This window comes from Mesorhizobium sp. LCM 4576 (assembly GCF_001854815.1).
GTDB lineage: Bacteria > Pseudomonadota > Alphaproteobacteria > Rhizobiales > Rhizobiaceae > Mesorhizobium > Mesorhizobium plurifarium.
In genome coordinates this window covers 34,045-56,892 of record NZ_MDDT01000041.1, presented here as the reverse complement: position 1 = coordinate 56,892, position 22,848 = coordinate 34,045, and the positions used below count along the sequence as shown (strand labels likewise).

Genomic DNA, 22,848 nt, shown 5'->3' with positions numbered 1-22,848 from the left:
CCAAATCCAGTTCGGCGCAGAGCAGGTGGTCGTTGYCGCCGCTGCGACGGTTCAGATGGCTTTGGTGATCGCGTTGATTTTTGTGCTCGAAAAGATCGGACTGTCGCTACGCGATGGTCATGAAGCCGCGGTTCGCCCTGCTCTTGTTGCCAGCGACGATCGCACGACGTTCGGAGACCCGCCTACCATGATAGAAGAGAAAGTCGGTTTTTGTACGCTGTGTAAGTCACGGTGTGGCACCATCAATATCGTCGAAGACGGCTGGCTCAAAAAGGTGGTGCCAAATCCTGATCATCTGACCGGCAAGGCAATTTGCCTCAAGGGGCGGTCGGCACCGGAAGTTGTCCACAATTCAAGGCGTCTTACGGCGCCGCTCCGGCGCACGACGCCGAAGAGTGACCCAGATCCGCAGTGGGTGGAGATCTCTTGGGACGAAGCACTCGATGAGATCGCTGATCGGTTGAAGGGCCATGTTGCCCGAGGCGGTCCGGAGTCCGTCGCCTTCGCGGTAACCTCGGGATCGTCATCCCCGTTGTCGGACAGCACCGATTGGATCCTGCGATTGATCCGCGGGTTCGGCAGTCCAAACCTCTGTTACGCGGCGGAGATTTGCAACTGGCACAAAGACTACGCTCACGCCTTCACTTTCGGATCGGGAATCCCCGCCGCCGACTATCCCAATTCCGAGCTTATTCTGTTGTGGGGACACAATCCTTCAAATGTCTGGCTCGCCCAGGCGGAAGCTATCGCGGCCGCGCAGGCGCGGGGAGCGAAGCTTGCCGTCATCGACCCTCGTCGCACAGCCTTTGCCGGCCGAGYCGATCATTGGTTGYGGGTTCGRCCTGGGACCGACGCTGCTTTGGCCATGGGGCTCGCCAGAGAGCTTATTGAACGCGCGGCGTTCAATAAGGATTTCGTGCGCGATTGGACGAATGCTCCATTTCTCGTCAGGTCGGACAACGCCAGATTTCTGCGCTCGCGCGATCTCTTGCACGACGACATGGCAAAACGTRAGCAAGACTACCTGGTGTGGGATGACGAAACCAAGGGATTGCTGCCAGCGGCGCTGAAACAGAAGTCGGYCGCACTATCTGCGTCCCATGTCGTCGCGACCAAGACCGGAAATGTTTTGTGCCGCACAGCCTTTGACCTCTACCGCGATGCGGTGGCGCCATTCGATCCGGACACCGTGGAACGACTGACTGGGGTTGCACCGACGACGTTCGCGRCATTCGCGCAGGCGCTCGGGTCTGCGAAGAAAATCAGTTACCACACCTGGACCGGCACCGGACAGCATCGAAACGCCACTCAAACCGAGCGGGCGATTGCCACGCTTTATGCGCTTACTGGATCCTTCGATGTGCAGGGAGGAAACATCCAGATAACGCCACTGCCGACGCCGGTCCTGCACAGCATGGCTTTGATGCCGGAAGAGCAACGCGCCAAGGCCCTGGGATTGGCCGATCGGCCGCTAGGACCGCCGCTTAATGGTTGGATCACTTCCACCGACCTCTATGATGCCATCATCGATCGCCGACCTTATGGAGTAGAAGCGCTCGTAACATTCGGAACCAATCTTCTTGTCTCGCATCCCGCGCCCGGACGCGGCAAGCAAGCGCTGCAAGAGCTGGACTTCTACGTTCATTGCGACTTGTTCCACAGTCCAACCTCGGATTATGCCGATATCCTGGTTCCCGTCTCAACGCCCTGGGAATACGAGGCGCTTCGAATAGGCTTCGAGATATCCTTCGAGGCACAGGAACTGGTTCAGTTGCGGCAACAAATCGTCCCCCGCCAAGGAGACACCCGATCAGACGCCTGGATCGTTTTCGAATTGGCGAAAAGGCTCGGACTGGGYGAGCTCTTCTTTGATGGAGACATCGAAGCTGCCTGGAAATATCAGCTCGCCMCGCTCAATTTGGACCTCGAGACGCTGCGCGCGAACCCGCAAGGGGTGAGGGTCCCGATCGCGCGACGCTACCAAAAATACCGTGAGCAAGGCTTCCCGACTGAAACGGGCCGGGCCGAACTCTATTCGGAGAAATTGTTGCGTCACGGCTATGGTCCAGTTCCAGAATTCGTGCCCTCTCCTGACAGCGGTGATCAGTCTTTTCCCCTGGTGCTGATGGCCGCCAGCAACGGCTACTTCCGCCACAGCCAGGACCGCGGCATGTCGTCCCTGAGAGGGAAACGGCCGGAGCCGCTGGTGGAAATGCATCCCGATCTGGCCGCAGCTTACGGCATTGATCAGGGAGATCGGGTGCGCGTTTCGACGCGCATTGGATCGATCATCTTGAAAGCTTCGCTGGATGACGGCCTTGCCCCAGACGTCGTGGTTGGCGACTATGGCTGGTGGCAGTCCGCGCCGGATCTGGGGTTTCCGGGATATGGTCTAGAAGCAGACGGTGAAGGGGCGAACTACAACGCGTTGGTGCCGGAGCGTGACCRGGACCCAATCAGCGGCTCGCTGCCAATGCGTTCGCTTGCCTGCAGCATTCAGCTTGTTCGGAGTTCCTCCGAGCGGGCGGTGCGCGATTTCCAGGTTGTTGGCCGGCGAGCCGAAGCAAACGAGATCGTTTCCCTCGAGTTCAAACCTGTCGACGGACTGCCCCTGGCCGGGTTCAAACCTGGCCAGCATGTGACGATCAGGCTCGATGGAAACGAGCGCTGCTATTCCTTGATCGGCGCCAGCAGCGAGAGTCCGCATTCTTACTCTATCGCGGTCAGGCGAATCTTGGACGGCCCAGTTTCTGACTACGTCACATCCGTCATCAAAGAGGGTGACGTGATCTCTCTGAAGGCTCCGGCTGGTCGCTTTATCTTGCCGCTCCTCAACGAATTTCCCGTGGTTTTGATCGCGGCAGGCATCGGCATAACGCCTTTTCTGTCGCTCCTCGAAAGCCTGGCCGGTGCCTCCGGCGAGCCCGAAGTTACCCTCTACTATACCTGCCGCGATGCCCAATCTCGGCCCTTCCACGCACGTCTTTGCCATCATGCGCGCCGCCTGGGCAATCTCCATGTCGCGAATTATCTAAGTCGGCCCGCGGAGCCTGTTGGAGATTCTCGAAGAGGTAGGTTCGCCGTCGATGACATACCTGAAAGCTTGCTCCTGCGCAGGCCGCGGTTTTATCTGTGCGCCGGCAATGAGATGATGGATGAGGTTACCAGGGACCTGTTAGCGCGCAAGGTGCCCAAGTTCGAGATATTTTCGGAGCGGTTCCGCGCGCCGGCCAGGCCGCCGACCAGTGAGTCCGTTGCGTGCGACATCCGCTTTTCCCGATCCGGCCGAACATTGCGATGGCAACCGGACTCAGGTGTGCTTTTGGACTTTGCTGAGAAGAATGGCGAGCAACTGCCTAGCGGCTGCCGCGTCGGTCAATGTGAAAGCTGTGCAGTCAGAGTCTTGCAGGGCCGTGTCCGACACCTGATCGAGGAACCGGAATTGGAGGAGGGCATGTGTCTGGCTTGCCAGGCTGTGCCGCTATCCGACCTCGTTCTTGAGGCCTGATGCCCCGCAGTGCCGGGCGCCGTTCCTCGCTGCCTGGATTCGAACTGCGGGCATCTTGCGGTCCTGTTTCCGCGCTATTCCTATTGCGCGTCCGGCAGGTTGCTCCTGGCGCCCCGAAATGCGTTTTAATTTCCAATCTGACGGAGTGGCTACGCCCACCGCCCCGAGCGCTGAGGCATCGCCACCAAAGCTGGCCATCAACAACTACTCGTCATCGATTTYGCCAAACAGCCTTTTAAGCTGTTTGGCGAACTGCTCTGCGTCGAACGGCGGGATTGCTCGTCGAGCGATGAAGATGCCAAAGATCGGGACACCGCTGAAACGTGCGGCAAGTTTTGTTTGCATCGCGCGATAATGCGTGCCGGCGGTCAGAACGTCGTCGAAGATTGCGATTGAGGTGACCGGCTTGCTATTCGCCACGGCCTCATCGATCTCATAGAAAGCAAGTAGATCTTCGACTGTGGGGCGGTCGTTCGACTCGTGAGCGGCAGGGTGTGAATGATTGTGCCTAACGATCTCCCGCACGTCGGGCGGCGGCACGCTTAGYGAGTTGGCGATCTGCGTCAGGCGGTCGTCATAGTCCGCATGACTTCGCGCCTTTGACGAGGGGACGGGCACGATAGTTCCAGTTGCCAACCAGGCCGGGTTAATCGCCTGGCGTAGGGCGATCGCGCATTTCTGGATGGCGATACCTTTGTATTTCCAGCCGCCCTTCGTGAGGCGCTCGGACGGCTTCTTCTTAAGATTGTGGATCAGTTGGTTGGTGTCGCTAAAGCGGAAGCCAAGGCCGTTGGTGTGCTCGAAGGCTGTAAACTCATATAGAAAAAGGCAGTTGTCTTCGGCCGTCAGTCTCGAATGATCGGCGCGATTGCTGTCATCGATTTGGCGAAAGAGGACCTTAGTCAAGATGGCTCCAGATGTCCTCCATTGAACGCACCCGGACCGCACCCTGCGCTTCGTAGGCGTGYGGCCACCTCAGGTCCTTCCGGAAGCAGGAGTCAAGAATGAATAGCTTGCGTTTTTGATACAAGGCCGCGCGTGCCTGCGTAAGCGTACCTGATGTATCGCTCGCCTCGACAATAATCGTCGCCTCGGTCAGCGCGCTCATGGTTACGTTGCGCTCCGGGAAGAAAAGCCGATTCTGTGGGACGGCTTGAGCCGCATATCGCAGGAATGGGATTTGCGAAATCAACAAGAATTCCTTTGCGATACGATCCTGCATATCGCGGTTCTCTTTCGGATAGTAGGTGCCGAGCGGCGTTCCGATCACGGCAATAGTGCGCCCTCCGTTGGCGATGGCGGCCTCGTGAGCGACACGGTCGATACCAGCAGCCAGGCCAGAGACAATAGTGAAWTCGTCCTTCCCATCCGGGCGCTTGCGAGCCGTCAGGTCACGCGCCAATTGCTTGGCGCGCTGTTTTCCTTCATCGGTGGCGTCTCGAGCACCGACAATGGCAATGCAGCGCGTTTCCGTCAGCTCCCATATTCCTTGAAAATAAAGCAGTTCGATGGGATATTTGGCGTCACGCAGCTTTTGCGGATAGTCGCCAGCGTGATGGATACGCACGCCAAAAGGAGCCACACCTTTCTTCACCGTCTCGGCAAACACCAGGCGAGCGCAATCGTTCGCCTCGGCCACGCTGACAAAGTCAGAAGGCAGCGCCGACGGATCACCAGCGAACTTGTCCGCTATCGTCTTAAAGGTTGCACCCTTTCGAAGCCAGAGGGCCTCGTAAGCACCTAGTTCGAGACGCGGCGAAATTGGCGAGACCGCCGGGCCGAAATTTTCTTTGCGCGCTAGATGCATTGTCGCCTCTCTCTCCTGCTCACAAAGCCTCGGCCAAATCTCAATCAGGTTCAAGAGTGTAACGTCTGATCCTCAAGGTGGCCCCTTTTGCGGCGCCATCAACTGCAGTTGTTCATGCTTTGTTCGAAAGCTAAGGTCATAGCTAGCTTGAACGCGCAACGTTTACAACGGCTCTCGTACAAGAGCAGCCGAATAAAGACCGATTTCACATCCAATACCTCCTGGCTACGGCGAGCCKGACGAGGACGAGTCCTGGTCAAGAGCGTTTCGCAGCGCCAATCGACGTRCCAAGTGTGGCGCGTTCATCCTCGCAGCCTTCTCCAGGARAGCATCACCGCCCTTTCGCTCCGCAGCTCCATTCTCGACAGCTGAAGTATGTCGTACTCGCCCACGCTCGCGGCGAGCATGCGCTGGCTACCCTATCGATCATCGAGATCTTGCAATATCGAGATCCTCCAATAAGGAGTCGGCCACGGCCTCTTCCGCGATCGCCACGCGATGGCCTTCCATTGCGGCCGTCAGCGCCCCATCCCAGCATGCCTCGACCGCTTTCCCTCCAAGTGGGTGGGTCATGTCAGATTGCGTCCGCACTGCGGCGAGGTAGTCGATGGCGCCAAAGCGCCACGGCTCGGCGCCGTGGTCGCGCATGACGAAGTTGCCGATGCGCAATCCCGGCCAGTCGAAATCGCCATGATAGCAGAGTCTCGCCCCGGCGTGCGCCAGCTGGGACAGGAGACTTCGTTGCGCGGCCGCTGGCATGCCGTCGGTGCAGACCAGGGGCGCGCAGCCGGCGCCCAGGCTATCGGCCGCGATAGCGAGCAGGTTTGGATTTTCGCAGACATGGATCTTGCGATCCGCCACATTCCATAGAGGCGGCAAGCGCAACAACGACCGCAGCGATGCATAGGCCGGCTCTCCCGGAAGCCAGCGGTCGCTTTCGGCCTCGCGCACCGGCAGGTTAAGGAACAGGGCCGGACGAGCCAGTTCGTTGACCAGAACGCCCGCCCTTGCCCAGATGTCGCGGGCCCGCTGCCCACCCCCGGCCAGTTGCGCATCGGGATCGTCTTTCGGTTCGGTCAGTGTTTCGCTGCCCTCGTCCGCAATGGGCGAGGTGCCCTGACRCCAGACTGCCAGCACAAGCGCCGCCGTCCCCCGGCCATTGTCGAGCGCATGGGCGTCGCCCAACACGTCGGCGGCGAGTTGCGAGCGCGTAATGCCCTCAGCGGGCAGACGCCGCAGTACCTCTTCGGCTCGGTGGCACAGCTGCGCTGCCGCTTCCGGATCCTGTCGGGCGAGCCGCTTGATGAGGCCGATGCCCGTCGGGGTCCGCAGCAAGCTGGCCAGGCGCGAATCGCCGCAGCCTTCGATCACGCCCGTCCAAAGCGTCTGCGTCCGCAGGCGGGCTCCGGCGAGATGAATGATGGGACCGTCGAGTTTTTCCAGAGCATCTCGCAAGGAACTGGCGATACCAGCGTGTTGCAAAGCGGCATCGACGGCGTGAACGTCGATGCGCAAGGATTTCGAGTGGCGCGGCGCGCGCCCGAGCAGGCCGGCCAGCGCCGCGTGTTCCTCGACGCCGAGTTCGTCAATGCGAATGTGATCAATGGTCTCGAGTGGAGCGCGCTCGAAGCGTTGGCGCAATCGCCTGCGCAACGAAGCGAGATGATCGCCGCCGAGCAGGCGTTGAAGGGGGACGTCGGGCTGGCCGCTCATGCCGGCGCAAATCGCCGATCGGGATCGGCCTGAAGCGTCTTGTCTCTGCCGTCCCAGGTCCACCGCGAGACGAATACGGCATCGATCCCTTCGCGTCGCTGCAATTGACATATGGCGACGCCGGGCAGCTCGGCATAACATGCCCACTCGCGCTCGCTGGTGATGACAAAGTCGAGGTCGAACTCGCGGATCAGTCCCATGCAGTGCGCACGCGCGGTGTCGTCGATGCCGGCAAACGCTTCGTCGAGCAGCATCAGCCGTGGGGCGAGCGCACAGCTGCCCTGACTGTAGAAGCTGGCGACCGCGGCGAACAGCGGCACCGTGAGGCCGAGCGCCCGCTCGCCGCTCGACGCGGGGCCGGAAAGCTTGCCCCAATGCCCCTCCTGCCAGCGTTCGACGCGGAAGCGATGCCAGTGGCGATAGTCGAGTGCGCGGGCGAGCTGATCGAGCAGGGTGCCGCCGGCATCTCTTGCGTCGATCGAATCGGCGCGCTCCCGCTCGGCGGAGATGCGTTGCTGCAGCATGGCGCCCACGACGCTGCGGTCGTCCACCGACCAGAGATCGGAGCTGGTGTTGAGCAGGCGCTTGCGCGCCAGGTCCAGACCAATGGGGGCGCCTTCCTCCTCGGCCAGCGGCTGCCATACTAGGCGGTAGCGCACGCCTGTGGAGGTGGGACGCTTGTGCAGTTCCCGGTTAATGGCGTCGACCTGCCGTTCGGCGGCCTGCAGAAGGCGCTGGATTTCCGACGCGATCTCGGCCTGCAGATGGTTCTCTAAAACGGCCCGCTCATTGGCAGTGAGCAGTTCGCTGCGCTGGGCAATCTCTTCGGCTAGCCGCATGGCGAGGCGGTCCGGCCGTTCGCGCCGATTCTGATAGATGATGTTCACGCTGAAGCCCCAGTCGTTCTGGTCGGCCTGGACCTGGTGGCCGAGCGCGCCAAGTGCGCGCTGCAATTCGGTGAGTTCTTCCGATATCTGGCGCTGTACGCGTGCCCATGCCTCGTCGTCGTCCTTGAGACCGGACAGTCCCTGTTCCGCCCGCCGAGCCAGCGTCAGGGCGGGGTCGATTGTCCACAGGCCATCCATGTCGGGCAGATCGATATCCGGCAGCGCGGCTGACAATAGACCGGTGTCCGCGAATTGCTGAAGTTTCAATATTGCCTGGGCGCGGGCTTCGCCGCGCTGCAGAAGATTGACGTTTGCCGTCTCGACCTGCTGGCTAGCGACTGCTCGCGCCTCGCCCTTGTCGCGCAGCACCTCGTTGGCTAACTTCGACGCGGTTTCGCCCGATTCGACCGCAATACGGGCATCGGACAACTGCCGCTGCAATTCCTCGACTTTGGTGCCAACCGTGTCCCGCAACACGTCGAACCGGGCGAACGCGTCTTCTGCTTCAATGCGGGCAGCCGCGAGGTCCTCTTCACGCTGCCGCATGTCGCCGCGCGCCTCGTCCTCGCGGATCCGCTGGCGCTGCCATTCCGGCATAGCCAGACGCAGCTCGTGGACGGCTTGCTCGAGCCGGACCTGCGCATCGCGATAGTGCTGCAGCGCTGTCTCGAGAATGCGCAATGCGTCGGGCGATTCCGGCAGGCGCAGGTCCGCGGCGTCAGCCGCGAGCTGTTCACGAACGGCCTTGAGCGCCTTTTCGGCAACGACGCACTGAATGTCGGCATCAGCGAGCCGTTCGCCGGCAAGCCGGGCTTGGCGGGTCGAGGCGGCGGCCGCCAGGTGAACGCTGCGCAGTGCCTCGTCGGCGGGCGCCCGGCGCAATTCTTCATCGGCCTGTTCACGATCCAGCGCGAGCTGTGCGGCCATGGCTTGCGCGGCGGCCAGTTCGGCTGAAAGCTCCGCGAGGCGCTCCGAAATCTCGGCCAGCCGACGCGTGCGGGCTGTGGCGCGGGCGACATGTCYGATAAAGACCGCCACCGGCTTGCCCCAGGCGCCGCATAGGCTGCCGAGGCGAAAACGGCCGTCCGGAGCAATCCAGGCCTCGCTGTCGACGGGATCGTCATCCGCGCAGGCGATGCTGGACAGCACTCGCCCGACGACGTCATCCGGCATATCGCAGCCGGCCGGCACGGTGACATGCAGCCAGTCGGCAAGTGACTGTGAGCGGTTTTGCCGCTCAAGCACTTGCACGTCGAGCAGCGGCCTGYCGTCGTCGCCAGCCTGAAGGCGGCCGTCCGGCGATATCCAGGCATCGAGCAGCCCGGCGGCTTCGAGCGCCGCTTCGAGACCCGCGCGCTGCGTGGCCGTCGTCTTATCGCGAAAGTCCACCACCTGCCACAATGGCGCACCCTGACGGTTTTCCCGAACGGATGTACCGCGCGTRTAGGGCAGGGGCGGCGCGATATCTGCACCAGCCTCCAAACGCTCGCCTTCTTCGCTAAGCCTTTCGTTTTCGCTCGCCAGTGCCTGACACTGGTTATCGATCTCCACGCGACGCTGTGTGAGCGCATGGCTGGCATGTTGATGCGCCGATTGCAGGAGGTGCCGGGCAGGATCATCGCCCTGCAACGCTACCGCCCATTCCGCTAGGGCAGCCAGGGCCGAGAACCTGTCGTCGGGGTCGACATGCAATTGCTTCAACCCGATGAAATGGCCATCCCAACTTTCCACCAGGCTCCGGCCTTCTCGTTCGACCTCGGCATCGGCTTGTGTGCGGCGCCCGGCGGCTTCTTCGGCCTCGAGTCGCCGTTCGTCCTGAATTTCACACCGGCGCGCATAGATCGCCTCGGCCTGTGCGACTTCGGCCTGGCGGCGGCGCAGCACGCCAATCTGCTCGCGCCGGCTGTCAACAAGGCTGCGAAGTCCGGCGCATGCCTTGTCGAAGGCCTGCCGCGTCAGTTCGACCAGTTCGGGCGCTTGGGATACGGCAAGCGGGCTTTCGCCATCCTGGGCGGCAATGCCGCTCGCATCTGCGTGGGCCGCGCTTTGCCGGCGCAGATCAGTCAAAACACTTTCCGCCTGTTCCATGCGCCGGGCCGCGCGTTCCGTTTCCTCGGTGCTGAGCCCTAGTCGCCGGGTCGCCTCCTCGAGCGCCTCGGCTGCCTTGCGCATTGCTTGCCGGCGCGCCGCAGCCTCCTTCTGCGCGCCTTCAAGGCGGTTGGCATCCTGCATCGTGGGGTCGGAGCGTAATGTATCGAGCCGCGCGCGCCCGCGCGCGAGATCGATCTCGGCATCCTGGTGGGCGGTTCGGGCAAGCGCTTCCTGCGCTCGTGCTTCATCGAAACGGGCCTGGGCTTCACCGCGCGCGCGGCTGGCATTGTCGAACTCCGTCTGCGCCTGGCGCAGCAACCGCGCCTGTCGGCGGGTCTGCGTGCCGGCATAGGCGCGATAGCGCTCTTCGAAGCGGCCGACAGCCCTGGCCAGCGCTTGATACTCCTCGAGCTGACGGCGGTCCTCCTCCAACTGGCCCAGCGCCTCGGCGACATCGCCGAGCAGTTCGGGCGCGAGCGGCGGCAGAGCCTCGGTCAAGGCGTTCGAAAGGGCGGTTTCGTCTGGCTTTCTGGAGAGTTGCGGCTGGCGAAGCTGGATCAGCGTATCCATCAACGCGTCGTAGCGCCTGGTGCCCAGATGGAAAAGGCGCTCGTCGACGGCACGGCGGTAACTGGCGGCGGTGTCGAACAGCTGGCCGCGACCTTCGAGGGTATCGCGCAGACGTTCCCTGGTCAGCACCACCCGTTGGGCGCTCGTCAGCCACAAATCCTGGCTGATGCGCGGCRCATCGTCCGCGTCCTCGATCAGGAAGAACCAGCTGTCGACCTGCGGACGGGCAGCCGTCGCTGACAGGCCGACRCCGAGCGACAGATAGCGCGGCGCACCGTCTTCGGCGATGCGGCCGAACTCGATCCACGCATAGCCGATGCGCCGGTCGTAGCTGTTCATCAGCAGGTTCCAAGCCATCTTCTTGCCACCGTCCCCGTCGGGCTCGATGCGCGAGGGCTTGAGCTGCGCATCGAGAAGCAGCGGCAGCGTCAGCGACAGCACTTTGGACTTACCGGTGCCGTTGTTGCCGCGCAGCAGCAGATGGCCGTCGCGGAACCAGAATTCCTCGCTGTCGTAGTGAAACAGCTCCACCAGGCCGAGGCGCAGGGGCTGCCAGCGTTCCCGTGTCGGCACCGGCAAAACGGCCTTCCCCGGCTGCGCGGCGATCAGGACAAGGCGGTCGTTCATGTCAATCGGAAGAGGGGACCGACGGCAACGGCCGGCACGTCGCGGGTTTCGCGGATTTGYGCCTCGCCCAACGCGAAGCGGGCGAGCGCAGGGAGCGGATAGACGGTGCCGTCTTTCAACAATGCGAGCTGTAGCTTTTCCAGTCGTTCGATTGCGATGGCGGCGAGCTCGCGTTCGGCGCCTGGCTCGCGTGCCGACTTGCGCCAGTAGCGACCGTAGCGTGTTCTGGCTTCGCGCAGGAAATCGGCAATATCGTGTTCGCGGAAGCCCCGGACGGGTTCCGGCGCTAGCTCGGCGCCATTCGATTTTCGCTGCCGTTGGCCTGCGGCCAGATGCTCGGCGACAAGCAACGTCACATGCGCGTCCGTGCCTTCGGCGGGCATGGCAACGTCGGTCAAAAATCCCGTCTCATCGACCAGCGCCAGCCCCTCGGCGCGCTGCTCGGCAACGAGGCCGGCGGCGTCGCCGAGGCGGGCGGCCATGGTTCCGCGCTGATTGAGGAAATAGGCTCGGACTTCTGGATCCAACGTCTCGATATAGACTACCGGATCGTCGAGAAGTCGGCGCGCGAGCTGGTGGCGCAGAGCCGTGCGGCGGCCTTCGTCGCTGTCCGCTACATGCCCGTCCACCAGCGCACGCAGCCGTTCCTCGAGCGTAGCCGGGGCCTCTTGCGGCATCCACGTCGACGGGCCGCGCACGGCTGCAAGCATACCGGCGAGCATACGGCGCTGCACGTCATAGAGCGCATCGGCCTGCTCGCCTCGGGCTTGTACGAATGTTTCCTCGTCGCCGGCCACACGATGAAGCACTCCCAGCCCCAGCAGGGTGCGGCATACCCATACGAGTTCGCGCCGCTCATGCTGGGCCTCGAGCGTGAAGGTGAAGTCGAGCCCCGGCTCGGCGGCGAGCTCCAGCAGCCTCTCGCCCAGCAGGCGCAGCGTGATTTGCGGGTCGGCGCGCTCAAGCGCAGCGCAGGCAAGGCACAGTAGCACGTAGCGGCGACGATCATAGCCGGGCAGGCCGCGCGTGGCGTCGCTCACAGTTCCGGGATGCTTGAAGAGGCGCGCGCCCTCGCGCTCGACCTGCAGCGTCCAGCCCGTCTCGCGCGAAAACCATTCCCGCAAAGCTTCGGCCTGACGGCGCACGGCGGCGAAATCCTCATGTGCCGGGCTCATCAACGGCGTCATCAGCAGCGCGCGCAGRCAGGCACGAAACTCCTCGCGCTGGAAACGCTGCTGCTGCAGACTGATGCTGCGGACATCCCCACGATTGTCGCGAACCGCTTTCACAAGGCGCCTCGCAGGGGCGTGATGGTGATAATGTGGTCGCGCCCGGYGAACACGCCTCGCGGCGTATCGATGCGGGCATAGCTGTCGGCCGCAAGCGGCTTCAGGTGAATGTGTAGCAAGCCGTCTCCGGTCTGCCGTTCCACGGCCATCTCCGGCCCGGCCTGTTCRCTCAGCGCTTCTCCGAGTAGCCCCAAGAAAAGGCCAAAGGAAGGAGTGTCGAGTTCACCCAACTCGGAAAGGCGCGCCGTTTGGCCGGTGGCGAGGCGCTTGCGTGCCGCCTCGACCTGCAGCGATTCCTCCGCGATCTGAAGCGCCAGGAAAGCGCGATCCTCGGCGCGGTCGCGCACCCGCGGCAACGGTCCGCGCGGCGCGGCCTCCCCGTATTCGCGCAAGCGCGGATGGATTCTGAGCGGCTTGGCGTCAGCCCAAGAGGTACTGGCCGGAAGTGCAGCGTCGGCATCGGCGTTCAGCGAGAAATGCCGTGCCGGATTGAGCGCGAAGGCGGCGCGCGCGAGACGGTGCGCCTCGCCATCATTGGTGCAAGCGGCGAACCAGCCAGCGAGCATGCGGAAGTCGGCCGAGCGATCGCTGCGGCCGCTGCGCCGCTCATTGAGGGCAGCAATCGCCGCCAGCAGTTGCGGGATTGCCGAGCGCGCTCGCGCTCGCAGCAATTCGGCTTGCGGCAGCTCGTGGCCAGTGCTGAGAAACCAGCCGCGTAGTCCTTTCCAGCGTTCCCGCCAGCCTTGCAGGTAAAGGTCTTGCGCATTGGCCTGATCCTGCGCACTGCCAGGAGCGGCGTCGCGCGATTCGCGCTCTGCCACCTGACCCAACAGGGCGTCCACCCTTGGCTCCAAGGCGAGGATGAGGCGGGCGATGGTGTCGGAGYGGCGCACCAGATCGCCCATGAAGCGCTCCAGGTAATCGATCAGCCGCTTCTTGCAGTTTGCGACCGCGCTCGCCTCAGCTTGCTGCAACTCGATGCTGCGGGCGACGCCGGCCATGAATGCCTGCGCGTTTTCGGCCAAACCCTCGAACACGCGTACCAGATCCCGCAGCGTCTCATGGATCTTGGCCACGTCCGGCTCGGATTCGGCGGCCAGGGCTTCAAGCGCCAACAGCCGGCTCGCTATGTCTTCGAGCGCCACCGTCTGCAATTCGGCACGTCGCTGCAACGTCTCCACGAAGACCGCCAATGCCGATTCCACCGCCTCGCCGCCCTGCGACAGACGGTAGAGAAACCGCGCGCGATAAAAATCGCTGAGACTGGACACGCGCGCGGTGTCCGGGTGCGATTCCAGATTGCCCCATTCCGCCAACTGGGCCAGGGCGGCGTTTATTTCCTCGATGCGTGGCGATCCGTTSGGCCATCGGCCTTCCGCGAGCACCTCGTCTGGTCTCAATTGAAGGCGATATTGCCGTTTCGCTGCGGCGAAGACGTCCATGATGCAGCGGTAGAGCGTAGCTTTGTCTGCATTCAGGTGCCGGAACAGCTCGGCTGAGTCGCTCGCAAATTGCATGGAGATCGCTGCCTCTAAGCTACCATGAGTGTTTTTGCTTTGTTCTGGATGATCGTCAAGCACCACGACGTTTTTTCCACACATGGACAAAGTCCTTGTCTGGGCGGCGCGCCAGCAGCTCCGGTCGGCGCACCCAAAAAGTATGTCCCTGAAATTGACGAGGTCGGTGTCTGGCAGGTCGACCTCAGGGGGCGATGCCTGGATCTGAACGCACCCGTCCCCAAAAAGACGCTGATGAAGCCCGGCGCATGGTAGTCGCCCGTGGCCAGCAATTCCGCAAACGAGCGAGTGACGGCGTTGACGGCGGCGATCGACATCGGCCACGGCTTATCCATGATGCCAGATAGTCATAGCCTTCGATCAGGACGTCCTCTGGATGGTACAGGCGATGGGACGGCCGACATACTTGGCCGACATCCCTTTCGGGCGATCCGCGGCCCGTATATGCGTCACGTCGAAGTCACGGAGCAGTTTTTGAAATTGAAGTTCGCTCCCCCGGGAGACCCGGTAATCTCGACACCGTATTGAATGCTGCCGACATTTATGTCGCCAAAGTAACCCTTAGATTTGAGCCATTCCAGGACAGCCTTGATGTCCACAGTCCCGCTGTCGGTCTTCGACGTGCGTACCAGCGAGATTACCCTTTGGCCATTGGAGCCTTCAAACACATTCCAATTCGCCCCGCCTACATTGACATTGCTGAAGACCGGGATCGCCGCACCGGAAGGGTCATATTGACTTGAGATCGGCTTAACGTTGCCGCTGCCGTCTGGATTTCCGGTGTGGTTTGTCCAGAGCATTATCTCATTTTGATGTGAGCTGTCCCAGATGTCGTAGGCGGTGTCCCAGGCGCCGCCAGAAGGAACATCCTGGTTGAAGCTCCCAGTCAGAGTTTTAATTGAACTGAGCGATTTCCCGACATTGAAAGCCTGGTGGGGATAGCTCTTGATACCTCCAGTATCAGGCTGGTTCGACCAAACGCTCCACTGGTTGTCTGCATACACCGAAATTGTCTGAGGGCCAGCGCCCTTTCCCCCCCAGATATCATTGTTCCAGGAATAGCCGCCATGTGAAAAGTCTTCGTATGGAGCGCTCGACCTCCAGATCGGAGCGTTTGCCGACACAAGTGCGAGAGTCGGTGACCTGGCTTGGTTCAAAGCTTGCTTAAATAGATCATCATCTTGTCTGTCGATGTACCTCGCCGGGGAGGGCAGAGATCCGATGCCGTTTATCCGAGTGGAATCCATGAAGCTCTCCTTCTGTTACAGGAACAACGATCTCGTACCGATCCGTCTGGCGAGTACCTGGGTTCTTCACCAGTTGAGACATTCGCATCTGGAGACCAAGTTCGAATGCTAGGGAGCTTAACTTTCGAGAAGCTGACGAGTCTTCTGCCGAACCGTCCCCCAGCATTTGGCTCAGTGGTATGCTATGCTCATCAGAGAACGGCACGACGCGGTCGTTCAACAGCTTTCCCGCCGCGATCGGCTATGCGTCGGCGCCGGCCAGGAGGCCCGCCGGACGCACTTTTTCATCCTCCACCTCTGCTGAGGTGTGTGCACGCATGAAAAGGGATTGGCCAGGGGGCTGATTTCTGTCCCTCAATGTATATGGAAGCAGTTCCTCAGCAGGAGCGTATTGCCCATGTACGCCGCACCGGAACGCGAGACGCCGTTCAGACAGGTGGAGAGCAGGGCCAGAATTCCCCAGCGACGCATACTGAAACGTGCTCCCGCCCGCAAGGCAGGCATGCAATTGCGATCCCGAACAGCTCACGCTTCGAGCAGGCTCTCATCTGCTGTGCAGTTCGTMTGGCGGCCTTCGAAGATCGAATTTGCCACCGCGAAAACACCGCAGCGGTGGTACTATGCCAGGACCTGCCCGCCATTTTTGCACGCGTACAATCGCGGAGTGTTCTCCAGGCCGCACCATTTGTCCTCGTCCTCGTTCAGTCCGTCGATCCCTCCCGATCGCCAAGTCAGTGCATTTCCTCTGGAGAACTGTTTTCTGTTGGTCACTTGTCACGGCGTCAGCGCTTGAACGCTAGGCCCGGCTTTCTATCGCGCCGAGCTGCACGAAACTCATTGCCGGTCGTCCAGCCTCGTGAGTGTCATTCTACCAGCCGGTGACCGCGAGGATTGTGACAAGCGGACCAAAAATACCCAACCGAGGGCTAAAGACTTTCCGCAGCCTGCCAGAAAAAGGCATGAAGACCCTTGCCCGAAAAGGAACTGGACCAAGAAACATCGACTCTATCGCGCCAGGCCCCGATGTTGCTTCGGAGCGGGTCCTGCGGCCGGGATTGCGGCAAAGCCTGAAAGGGACGAGGTGCGTTCCGTTTTCCAGGCTTTGCGGGAAACAGCCTCGATTTCGTCCGCCGCAACGGCGGTCTCGCCGGACCGGTGCTGTGGGCGCCAGTGCGGGCTCGGACGATGCCTGATCTCCGGGCTTCCGGCAGAGACGGATCTTGAGGCTGACCCATGGGACCGTCGGCTGGCCGGACTAGCGCGACGAACGCTCCTACGACTACAGTCTTCATCTGACGCGGCGCGGCCGGGCCTGGGAGTTCCTGCGGCGCAACTCGGCCTTCCAAGATGACCTCGCCCCGCGCCTTGCCGCAGGTCAGGCAACTGCAAGCCGGCCAAGCGCTCGACGTTATCGCCTCGGCCGCCGACCTCGCGGTGGGCGCTTGTGTTTCGCCAGCTCTCTGTACCGGGATGCGGCGGTGTTCTGGTGTCCGCGCCGGTGCCCGCATGTCTTGCCGGTCATTGCCGAACCGCTGCCGGCACCGCCGGCGATGCCGGCCTTCGATCCGGCCAGGCTGCCATGCCGCGCGAGCATGTTGAGGCTTGCCGACAGCTCAGCACCTTTTGCTGCAATATGCCGGCCGGCAGCTGCAGCTTGCCGTTTCAGGTGCGGACCTTGTCGGTCCCGTCCTGCTGCGCACCGAGGAGATCTGGCCCGCCGGGCAGGCGAAGCGCCGCCTTTAGCCCCTCGAATGCCTCGAAAGTTTGCTTACGCAGGTCGGCTTGCCGCCGAGACTGTTCCCGCCCGAAGCGGCGRCCGGCGCCTGCGCTTAGTGATGCGTGCGCTTGACGGCTCGCTTACGCAGACCTTCTACTGCGACATTGCCGCGGCACTGCTCGGCGAGCCGCAGGTGCGCGCCGACTGGGGTCGCCCCCGCCGATCATCTGCGCGACCGCATCCGCCGCACCGTTCGCCGCGGTCATGTCTTCATGTACGGCGGCTATGCCGACTTCCTCGGCTAGAGCACGTCCGATTTAATCGGGGTCATATCCAGCGGCCCTGAAGTAGTTGGCGCATTCTGCGGGCGTGAAAAGATCGACAACGGCGCCGACTGTGTTCCACAGGGCGGCGATGGTCCGCTCGGCCTTGGCGCGCAACAGCGCCTTGAGCTTGGCGAAGGCGTTCTCGATGGGGTTGAAGTCGGGGCTGTAGGGCGGGAGGAACATCAGCCTCGCACCGGCGGTCTCAATTGCGTGCCGCACGCCAGCGGCTTTGTGGGCGGGCAAGTTGTCCATGATGACGACGTCACCGGGCGACAATGTCGGGACCAGCACCTGCTCGACATAGGCAAGGAACAAGTTGCCGTTCATGGCACCGTCGTAGACGAATGGCGCGGTCATGCCGATCAGCCGCAGCGCGCCCGTGAAGGTGGTGGTCTTCCAATGACCATGCGGCACGCCGGCCCGGCAGCGTTCGCCGCACAGTGCTCGTCCGCGCAGACGCGCCATCTTGGTCGAGAGGCCGGTCTCGTCGATGAAGACGAGCTTCGCTGGGTCGARATCGAGCTGGCCGTCGAACCAGGCGCGCCGGCGTCTCAGGATATCGGGACGATCCTGCTCCAGTGCATGTGCGGACTTTTATGGAATGGCCCGCCCTCCTTTGAGGCATCGCGCTAGGATGCCGGTGTTTGGAAACGGAGAAGGACGAGCCATGACGATCATGATGCTGGGAATTGACCTTGGCAAGAACAGCTGCAGCGTTGCGGAACTAGACACGACCGGGAAAGTGGTACTTCGCCGCCGCATGCAGCCGAAGACGATTGTGAGCTTCGCCTCGAAGCTGGCGCCTTGCACGATTGCGATGGAAGCATGCTGTGGTGCGCATCATCTGGGGCGRCTTTTGGCCGAACAGGGGCACGAGGTCCGACTGATGTCGCCGGAATATGTGCGTCCCTATGTCAAGTTATGCTCACCTCGCCATAACTTCACTAATCACGAGGTCCCCATAATGCGGAGGAGTGCTGCCTGATCGGTGGATTTTCGCCGTTTTCGGATCGGCTTGCTTTGCATTATTTCAGAGCGTGTCGAGCCAGGCGAGCACGCTGGCATCGCGCTTCCAGGATGGCTGGCCGCCGGGTATGGCTGGAACGGTGACCTTTTCCAGGGCTTTCCGCTTCGTTTCCAGATTGGCCCTGGCATAGTGGTTGGTCGTGTCKAGGCTGACATGACCGAGCAACCAGGTGATCATTTCCGGCGTGTAATGGCCATCGCCTCGCTCGTGCCAGAACAGGCCGGAGCGCGTGTCCTGTGATCCACCGGCACGCCGCCGCGCATCGATGTAGGCCCGAAGCTCGACTACAACGCTGTCGGGTAACGGCAGGATCCGGGTCTTGAAGAACTTGGTCTGCCGGATGGTTATCGTACCGTCCTGCAGGTCAACGTCACCAAGATCGAGACGGGCAAGTTCGCCACGCCGCAAGCCTGCGCAATAGGCCAGCAGCAGCATCGTGTACATGCTCAGCGGCCGAAGCGGCACCCGTGGAGACGGATAGGTGCGGRCAACCTCGAGCATCCGCCGCACGTCGGCAGGCGAGTAGATATGAGGCTTTCGCCATTGCTTGGCGGCCTCCTTCCTCGGTCTCGGGTCCRGTCGCCTCACAGGTATCGACGGGTCGCGGTGACGAAGGATTTTCGTAAAGACGCGCTTCATGCGACCCGGGCCCGACGATATCGGGCTCGGCACAATAAAGTGACGCATCATTCTCCACCTGCATCTCCTGCCGGTTCACTACTGCGCAGCACCTCGAACGATGTCGTCGCTGCTTTTGCTGACGTCGTCGGGCGGGCGACGACATCGGTCATGCCCACGCCRTGCTGTCGGCGCTGCGACTGTCGGCTGTCGCCGTTCGTTCGCACCGGCTTCGTGCGTCGCCGGGGGCCTCGTTATGCCCGTGAAGCTGACTACGCAGACGGAGAGCCCGCATCATGACCATCAGCCCCGAACTGGAAGCGCAGATCCTGCGCCTGTATCACGCCGAGAAGTGGCGCTGCGGCACCATCGCCAGGCAATTGCATGTCCATCACACGACGGTGCATCGCGTTCTGGCCCGGGCGGGATTGCCCCGGTCCGCTGCAGAGAGCCTCAATCATTGAACCGTATCTGCCATTCATTGAGCAGACGCTGGAAAAGTTCCCCTCGCTGACCGCCAGCCGCCTTTATGCGATGGTGCGCGAGCGCGGCTACCGGGGCTTGCCGACGCACTTTCGGCACCTGGTTGCCCTGCACCATCCACGCAAGCCGGCCGAGGCGTTCCTTCGGCTACGCACATTGCCGGGCGAGCAGGGACAGGTCGACTGGGCCCACTTCGGTCACATCGAGATCGGCAACGCCCGCCGGCCGCTGATGGCGTTCGTGATGGTGCTTTCCTACTCACGCGACATCTACCTGCGCTTCTTCCTCGACGCGCGCATGGAAAACTTCCTGCGCGGCCACGTCGGCGCGTTCAACACATGGTGCGGGCTRCCCAGGGTCCTGCTCAATGACAATCTCAAGAGTGCGGTGCTCGAGCGCCAGGGCGATGCGATCCGCTTCCATCCGACGCTGCTTGCCTTCGCCGGCTTCTATCGGTTCGAGCCACGTCCTGTCGCGGTTGCCCKGGGCAACGAAAAAGGCCGCGTCGAGCGCGCCATACGGCATATAAGGGAAGCATTCTTCATCGCCCGCAAGTTCACCGATCTCGACGATCTGAATGCCCAAGCCGAATAAGTGGTGCCGCAACCAGGYAGCCGACCGGCCATGCCCCGAGGACCGGACGATAACGGTCCGCCAGGCGTTTGCGCAAGAGCAGCCGCTGCTTATGCCGCTGCCCGCCAACCCATACCCCGTCGAGGAGCAGGTCGCCGCCAGGGTCGGCAAAACGCCCTATGTGCGCTTCGACCTCAACGATTACTCGGTACCGCATGCTCATGTCCGGCGCACGCTCAGCGTGCGCGCCGATCTCGGCCTGGTCCGCGTCTCGACGGCRCAAAGATGATCGCCAGTCACCGTCGCARCTATGATCGTGACCAGCAGATCGAGGACCCTCAGCACCTCAAGGCTCTCGTCGCAATCAAGCGCGAGGCGCGCCAGCATCGCGGCCTCAACAGCCTGGCGCGCGCCGTGCCGGCTTGCCAGACGCTGATGATCCGGGCCGCCGAGCGTGGCGCCAATATCGGTGCGATCACAACCGCGATGCTGAAACTGCTTGACCTGTACGGCGCGCAGGAACTGCAGGCCGCCGTCGAGCAAGCTTTGCATGYCGGCGCCTCCCATTCCAGGTCGGTTCGCGAGGTACTGGAACGCCGCCGGGTCGCCCGTGGTGCTCCGCCGCCGGTCGAAACGAGCCTGCCCGAACACGTGCGGCGCAAGGATACGACGGTACGGCCGCATCGCCTCGACAGCTACGACCAACTGACCCTTGGAGGCAAAGATGATGAATAATCCCGATATCCTGCTCAACCGGGCCAAGGCGTTGCGCCTCAATGGCCTGATCCCATTGGGACGAAATCGCTGGYGCGGACTGGCTGGCCGCCGTCCTTCAATGGGAAGAAGAGGAGCGCTCCGACCRGTCGATGCGGCGACGCATGCGTGCCGCCAGGCTCGGCCACTTCAAGCAACTGTCCGATTATGACTGGCACTGGCCGTGCCGCATCGACCGCGCCGCCGTCGAGGATCTGATGACCCTGTCCTTCATGAACGATGCCGCCAACATCGTCTTTATCGGTCCCAACGGCGTCGGGAAATCGACACTTGCTCGTAATGTCGCCCAGCAGGCGCTCATCTGCGGTCACACCGTCCTCTTCCGAACCGCCAGCGAGATGCTCGGCGAACTCGCCGCCCTCGACAGCGACGCAGCCTTGCGCCGACGGCTTCACCACTACGCCGCCGCCGACGTTCTTGCGATCGACGAGGTCGGGTATCTGTCCTACTCGAACCGTCATGCGGACCCTGCTGTTCGAGCTCATCAGCCGGCGCTACGAAAAACGCTCCACCATCATCACCACCAACAGACCCTTCGCTGATTGGTCGGAGGTCTTTCCCAATGCCGCCTGTGTCGTCAGCCTCGTCGACCGCCTCATGCACCGATCCGAGGTGATCTCCATCGAAGGCGATTCCTACCGCTTCAAGGAAGCGGCCGAGCGATCAAAGGCACAGCGCGAAAAACGCACCAGCCGCTCCTCCGGCGAAAAGGTGCCCGCGGCATGAAACCAGATCCTCAACCGTCCGGCCTCAGTCGTGGAGTCGACTTCCTCATCAATCCCGAATGGACACCCGAACAGGCGCTCGCTGTCTTCGAGTTCCTCAACGATCTCGCCGACAGCATCTGGTCGCACTGCTGCGTCAAACTCCAGGAACTTATCCAGGAGCAGCAACGAACACCGACCGAACACAGCGATATCGAAAACGCCCCGTCCTCGTTCTGAGGCACACATCCTCGACACCCGGCGGCCTGCAAAGGCCGCCTTTTTGTTGCCTCCACAAGCACCAAACTCTTGTCGTCGTTTAGCCGCGCTTTTGAAACGCCATCAACACCCAGTCAATATAACCGGGATGTGCGTCTTTGATGCAAACCTCCCAGTCGTCGATGGCCACCTTCGAGGTTGCGCGGTGCGAACATGGACCTTGGCGGATCGCATTTATTCGACGCCGGCCGTAGACATATGCGCCAGCATAGGCTGGGTTGTGCAAAATATAGTGGACGCGGGCGATGGTGGCGTCTCGCAAGCCGGGAGCAAAATGGATGAGGCAACGCTTGAATCTCAGGGAGYATCGTTACGTCAGGCAATACGCCGTCTCAGCCAGATTATCGCGCTAGTGAGCCGTTGCGGATCAGTGCGCGGGCAATGGCGGTCGCCAAATGCGACTTGCCGGTTCCGGTGCGCCGATGAGCACGGCGTGGCGCTGGTCGGCGACGAAGGTGCCGTTGGCAAGGTCCCGGACCAGTACCTCGTTGACCGGCGTGCCGAAGGTCGAACTCATCGATGTCCTTGGCGATCGGCAGCTTGGCGACCGTGAGCTGGTATTTGATGGAGTGGGCCTGCTTCTCGATCTCGGCCGACTGCAGATCGCCGAGAAACAGGCCCGCCTCAAATCGGCCAAAGCCCACCGTCAAAGGGTCGTGATCCCTATGCCGAGCCATCAGGAGAAAATGCGCTGTTTCTGCTCTACTCGCGATCGGCTCAGCAGGAAAGAACAGCAAGCAAATCTACTACCAACTTGGGTAGGTGCCTCAGCAATATTCCTTATTAGAATTACGGCCCATTCCCCCCCCCCGAGTGACGACTAGATGGTGGCTTGTGATAGATCTTGGAATCCGCGTTGATCGCTTCAGCAGTGCTCGAACTGGTGCTGGCCATCGGATCGCCGCCGCGTGGGCCGCTGCCGCGACCTACGCCAGGTCATGCGTCGGAAGGCCAAAACACATTGCGGCTGCATATCCCAGCTCGGATCGATCTCTATCACCTGATAAATACCCGCAAAGAGCACCTGATGAGTTATGCTTATCGGCAAACATGAACATGCTATTGTATTGCACCCTACGCCAGCAAAAGAG

General features: G+C 62.0%; 18 protein-coding genes and 5 pseudogenes. 12 read left to right on the top strand and 11 right to left on the bottom strand.

Annotated elements, in window-relative coordinates; translation table 11 throughout:
* The first annotated feature begins 55 nt into the window (after window positions 1-55).
* Window positions 56-3,508: a molybdopterin-dependent oxidoreductase gene (locus tag LCM4576_RS22650; protein WP_244510877.1), complete on the top strand. Its 3,453-nt coding sequence runs from the start codon at window positions 56-58 to the stop codon at window positions 3,506-3,508.
* Window positions 3,509-3,712: 204 nt separating this feature from the next.
* Here the strand turns inward: LCM4576_RS22650 and LCM4576_RS22645 are convergent, their stop codons facing one another.
* The 7 genes from LCM4576_RS22645 to LCM4576_RS22615 form a co-directional block, all read right to left on the bottom strand.
* Window positions 3,713-4,414 (bottom strand): hypothetical protein, encoded by a 702-nt coding sequence (locus LCM4576_RS22645; RefSeq protein WP_071034736.1) that lies wholly within the window; start codon window positions 4,412-4,414, stop codon window positions 3,713-3,715.
* Window positions 4,407-5,315: a DNA-processing protein DprA gene (locus tag LCM4576_RS22640; RefSeq protein ID WP_071034747.1), complete on the bottom strand. Its 909-nt coding sequence runs from the start codon at window positions 5,313-5,315 to the stop codon at window positions 4,407-4,409. The genes LCM4576_RS22645 and LCM4576_RS22640 overlap by 8 nt, the downstream gene beginning before the upstream one ends.
* A 426-nt stretch (window positions 5,316-5,741) precedes the next feature.
* On the bottom strand, window positions 5,742-7,028 hold the full coding sequence (locus LCM4576_RS22635) for a TIGR02679 family protein (RefSeq protein WP_071034735.1): 1,287 nt from the start codon (window positions 7,026-7,028) through the stop codon (window positions 5,742-5,744).
* Window positions 7,025-11,203 carry a TIGR02680 family protein gene (locus LCM4576_RS22630; protein WP_071034734.1) on the bottom strand — a complete coding sequence of 1,393 codons (4,179 nt, stop codon included), beginning with the start codon at window positions 11,201-11,203 and terminating at the stop codon, window positions 7,025-7,027. Before LCM4576_RS22630 ends, LCM4576_RS22635 begins: the two co-directional genes overlap by 4 nt.
* Window positions 11,200-12,492 (bottom strand): TIGR02678 family protein, encoded by a 1,293-nt coding sequence (locus tag LCM4576_RS22625; protein ID WP_071034733.1) that lies wholly within the window; start codon window positions 12,490-12,492, stop codon window positions 11,200-11,202. The genes LCM4576_RS22630 and LCM4576_RS22625 overlap by 4 nt, the downstream gene beginning before the upstream one ends.
* Complete coding sequence (locus tag LCM4576_RS22620; RefSeq protein ID WP_244510876.1) at window positions 12,489-14,075, bottom strand: TIGR02677 family protein; 1,587 nt, start codon at window positions 14,073-14,075, stop codon at window positions 12,489-12,491. Before LCM4576_RS22620 ends, LCM4576_RS22625 begins: the two co-directional genes overlap by 4 nt.
* 383 nt (window positions 14,076-14,458) lie before the next feature.
* On the bottom strand, window positions 14,459-15,256 hold the full coding sequence (locus LCM4576_RS22615) for a glycosyl hydrolase (protein ID WP_071034731.1): 798 nt from the start codon (window positions 15,254-15,256) through the stop codon (window positions 14,459-14,461).
* A gap of 1,271 nt (window positions 15,257-16,527) precedes the next feature.
* Between LCM4576_RS22615 and LCM4576_RS37765 the strand changes: the two are divergent.
* Together LCM4576_RS37765 and LCM4576_RS37235 are read left to right on the top strand one after the other, a co-directional pair.
* Window positions 16,528-16,641: pseudogene (locus tag LCM4576_RS37765) on the top strand (transcriptional regulator domain-containing protein); the annotation flags it as partial.
* Between the two features lie 217 nt (window positions 16,642-16,858).
* The gene (locus LCM4576_RS37235; protein WP_244510875.1) at window positions 16,859-16,999 is read left to right on the top strand and encodes a hypothetical protein; all 141 of its coding nucleotides are present in this window, start codon (window positions 16,859-16,861) and stop codon (window positions 16,997-16,999) included.
* A 291-nt stretch (window positions 17,000-17,290) separates the two neighbouring features.
* Here LCM4576_RS37235 and LCM4576_RS22605 read toward each other — a convergent pair.
* Window positions 17,291-17,893: pseudogene (locus LCM4576_RS22605) on the bottom strand (IS630 family transposase); the annotation flags it as partial.
* Between the two features lie 73 nt (window positions 17,894-17,966).
* On the opposite strand from LCM4576_RS22605, the pseudogene LCM4576_RS22600 reads away from it, so the two are divergent.
* Window positions 17,967-18,218: pseudogene (locus LCM4576_RS22600) on the top strand (IS110 family transposase); the annotation flags it as partial.
* A gap of 111 nt (window positions 18,219-18,329) precedes the next feature.
* Here LCM4576_RS22600 and LCM4576_RS37230 read toward each other — a convergent pair.
* Window positions 18,330-18,965: pseudogene (locus LCM4576_RS37230) on the bottom strand (tyrosine-type recombinase/integrase); the annotation flags it as partial.
* Between the two features lie 275 nt (window positions 18,966-19,240).
* On the opposite strand from LCM4576_RS37230, the gene LCM4576_RS36900 reads away from it, so the two are divergent.
* The 7 genes from LCM4576_RS36900 (at window position 19,241) to LCM4576_RS22580 (ending at window position 21,718) form a co-directional block, all read left to right on the top strand.
* Window positions 19,241-19,408 (top strand): helix-turn-helix domain-containing protein, encoded by a 168-nt coding sequence (locus tag LCM4576_RS36900; protein WP_198540301.1) that lies wholly within the window; start codon window positions 19,241-19,243, stop codon window positions 19,406-19,408.
* Window positions 19,329-20,021 carry an IS21 family transposase gene (gene istA, locus LCM4576_RS36895; RefSeq protein ID WP_198540300.1) on the top strand — a complete coding sequence of 231 codons (693 nt, stop codon included), beginning with the start codon at window positions 19,329-19,331 and terminating at the stop codon, window positions 20,019-20,021. Before LCM4576_RS36900 ends, istA begins: the two co-directional genes overlap by 80 nt.
* The gene (locus LCM4576_RS37020) at window positions 20,005-20,289 is read left to right on the top strand and encodes a Mu transposase domain-containing protein (protein ID WP_206744876.1); all 285 of its coding nucleotides are present in this window, start codon (window positions 20,005-20,007) and stop codon (window positions 20,287-20,289) included. Before istA ends, LCM4576_RS37020 begins: the two co-directional genes overlap by 17 nt.
* On the top strand, window positions 20,286-20,735 hold the full coding sequence (locus LCM4576_RS36885; protein ID WP_198540298.1) for a hypothetical protein: 450 nt from the start codon (window positions 20,286-20,288) through the stop codon (window positions 20,733-20,735). The genes LCM4576_RS37020 and LCM4576_RS36885 overlap by 4 nt, the downstream gene beginning before the upstream one ends.
* A gap of 65 nt (window positions 20,736-20,800) precedes the next feature.
* A complete protein-coding gene (locus tag LCM4576_RS37760) occupies window positions 20,801-21,316 on the top strand; it encodes an ATP-binding protein (RefSeq protein WP_407067396.1) in 516 nt (171 codons plus the stop codon).
* The gene (locus LCM4576_RS36875; RefSeq protein ID WP_198540296.1) at window positions 21,234-21,500 is read left to right on the top strand and encodes an ATP-binding protein; all 267 of its coding nucleotides are present in this window, start codon (window positions 21,234-21,236) and stop codon (window positions 21,498-21,500) included. The genes LCM4576_RS37760 and LCM4576_RS36875 overlap by 83 nt, the downstream gene beginning before the upstream one ends.
* On the top strand, window positions 21,497-21,718 hold the full coding sequence (locus LCM4576_RS22580) for a hypothetical protein (RefSeq protein ID WP_071034728.1): 222 nt from the start codon (window positions 21,497-21,499) through the stop codon (window positions 21,716-21,718). Before LCM4576_RS36875 ends, LCM4576_RS22580 begins: the two co-directional genes overlap by 4 nt.
* 79 nt (window positions 21,719-21,797) lie before the next feature.
* Here the strand turns inward: LCM4576_RS22580 and LCM4576_RS35055 are convergent, their stop codons facing one another.
* Together LCM4576_RS35055 and LCM4576_RS22575 are read right to left on the bottom strand one after the other, a co-directional pair.
* Window positions 21,798-22,019 (bottom strand): recombinase family protein, encoded by a 222-nt coding sequence (locus tag LCM4576_RS35055; RefSeq protein ID WP_274534980.1) that lies wholly within the window; start codon window positions 22,017-22,019, stop codon window positions 21,798-21,800.
* An 82-nt stretch (window positions 22,020-22,101) separates the two neighbouring features.
* A pseudogene (locus LCM4576_RS22575) lies at window positions 22,102-22,368 on the bottom strand (ATP-binding protein); the annotation flags it as partial.
* A 245-nt stretch (window positions 22,369-22,613) separates the two neighbouring features.
* On the opposite strand from LCM4576_RS22575, the gene LCM4576_RS36360 reads away from it, so the two are divergent.
* The gene (locus LCM4576_RS36360; RefSeq protein WP_131803279.1) at window positions 22,614-22,811 is read left to right on the top strand and encodes a hypothetical protein; all 198 of its coding nucleotides are present in this window, start codon (window positions 22,614-22,616) and stop codon (window positions 22,809-22,811) included.
* Window positions 22,812-22,848: the final 37 nt, after the last annotated feature.

Coding starts and splice junctions, on each gene's coding strand:
- LCM4576_RS36900 (WP_198540301.1), top strand. CDS start 19,241: ATGACCATCAGCCCCGAACTGGAAGCGCAGATCCTGCGCCTGTATCAC.
- LCM4576_RS22580 (WP_071034728.1), top strand. CDS start 21,497: ATGAAACCAGATCCTCAACCGTCCGGCCTCAGTCGTGGAGTCGACTTC.
- LCM4576_RS22615 (WP_071034731.1), bottom strand. CDS start 15,256: ATGGATTCCACTCGGATAAACGGCATCGGATCTCTGCCCTCCCCGGCG.
- LCM4576_RS36875 (WP_198540296.1), top strand. CDS start 21,234: ATGCGGACCCTGCTGTTCGAGCTCATCAGCCGGCGCTACGAAAAACGC.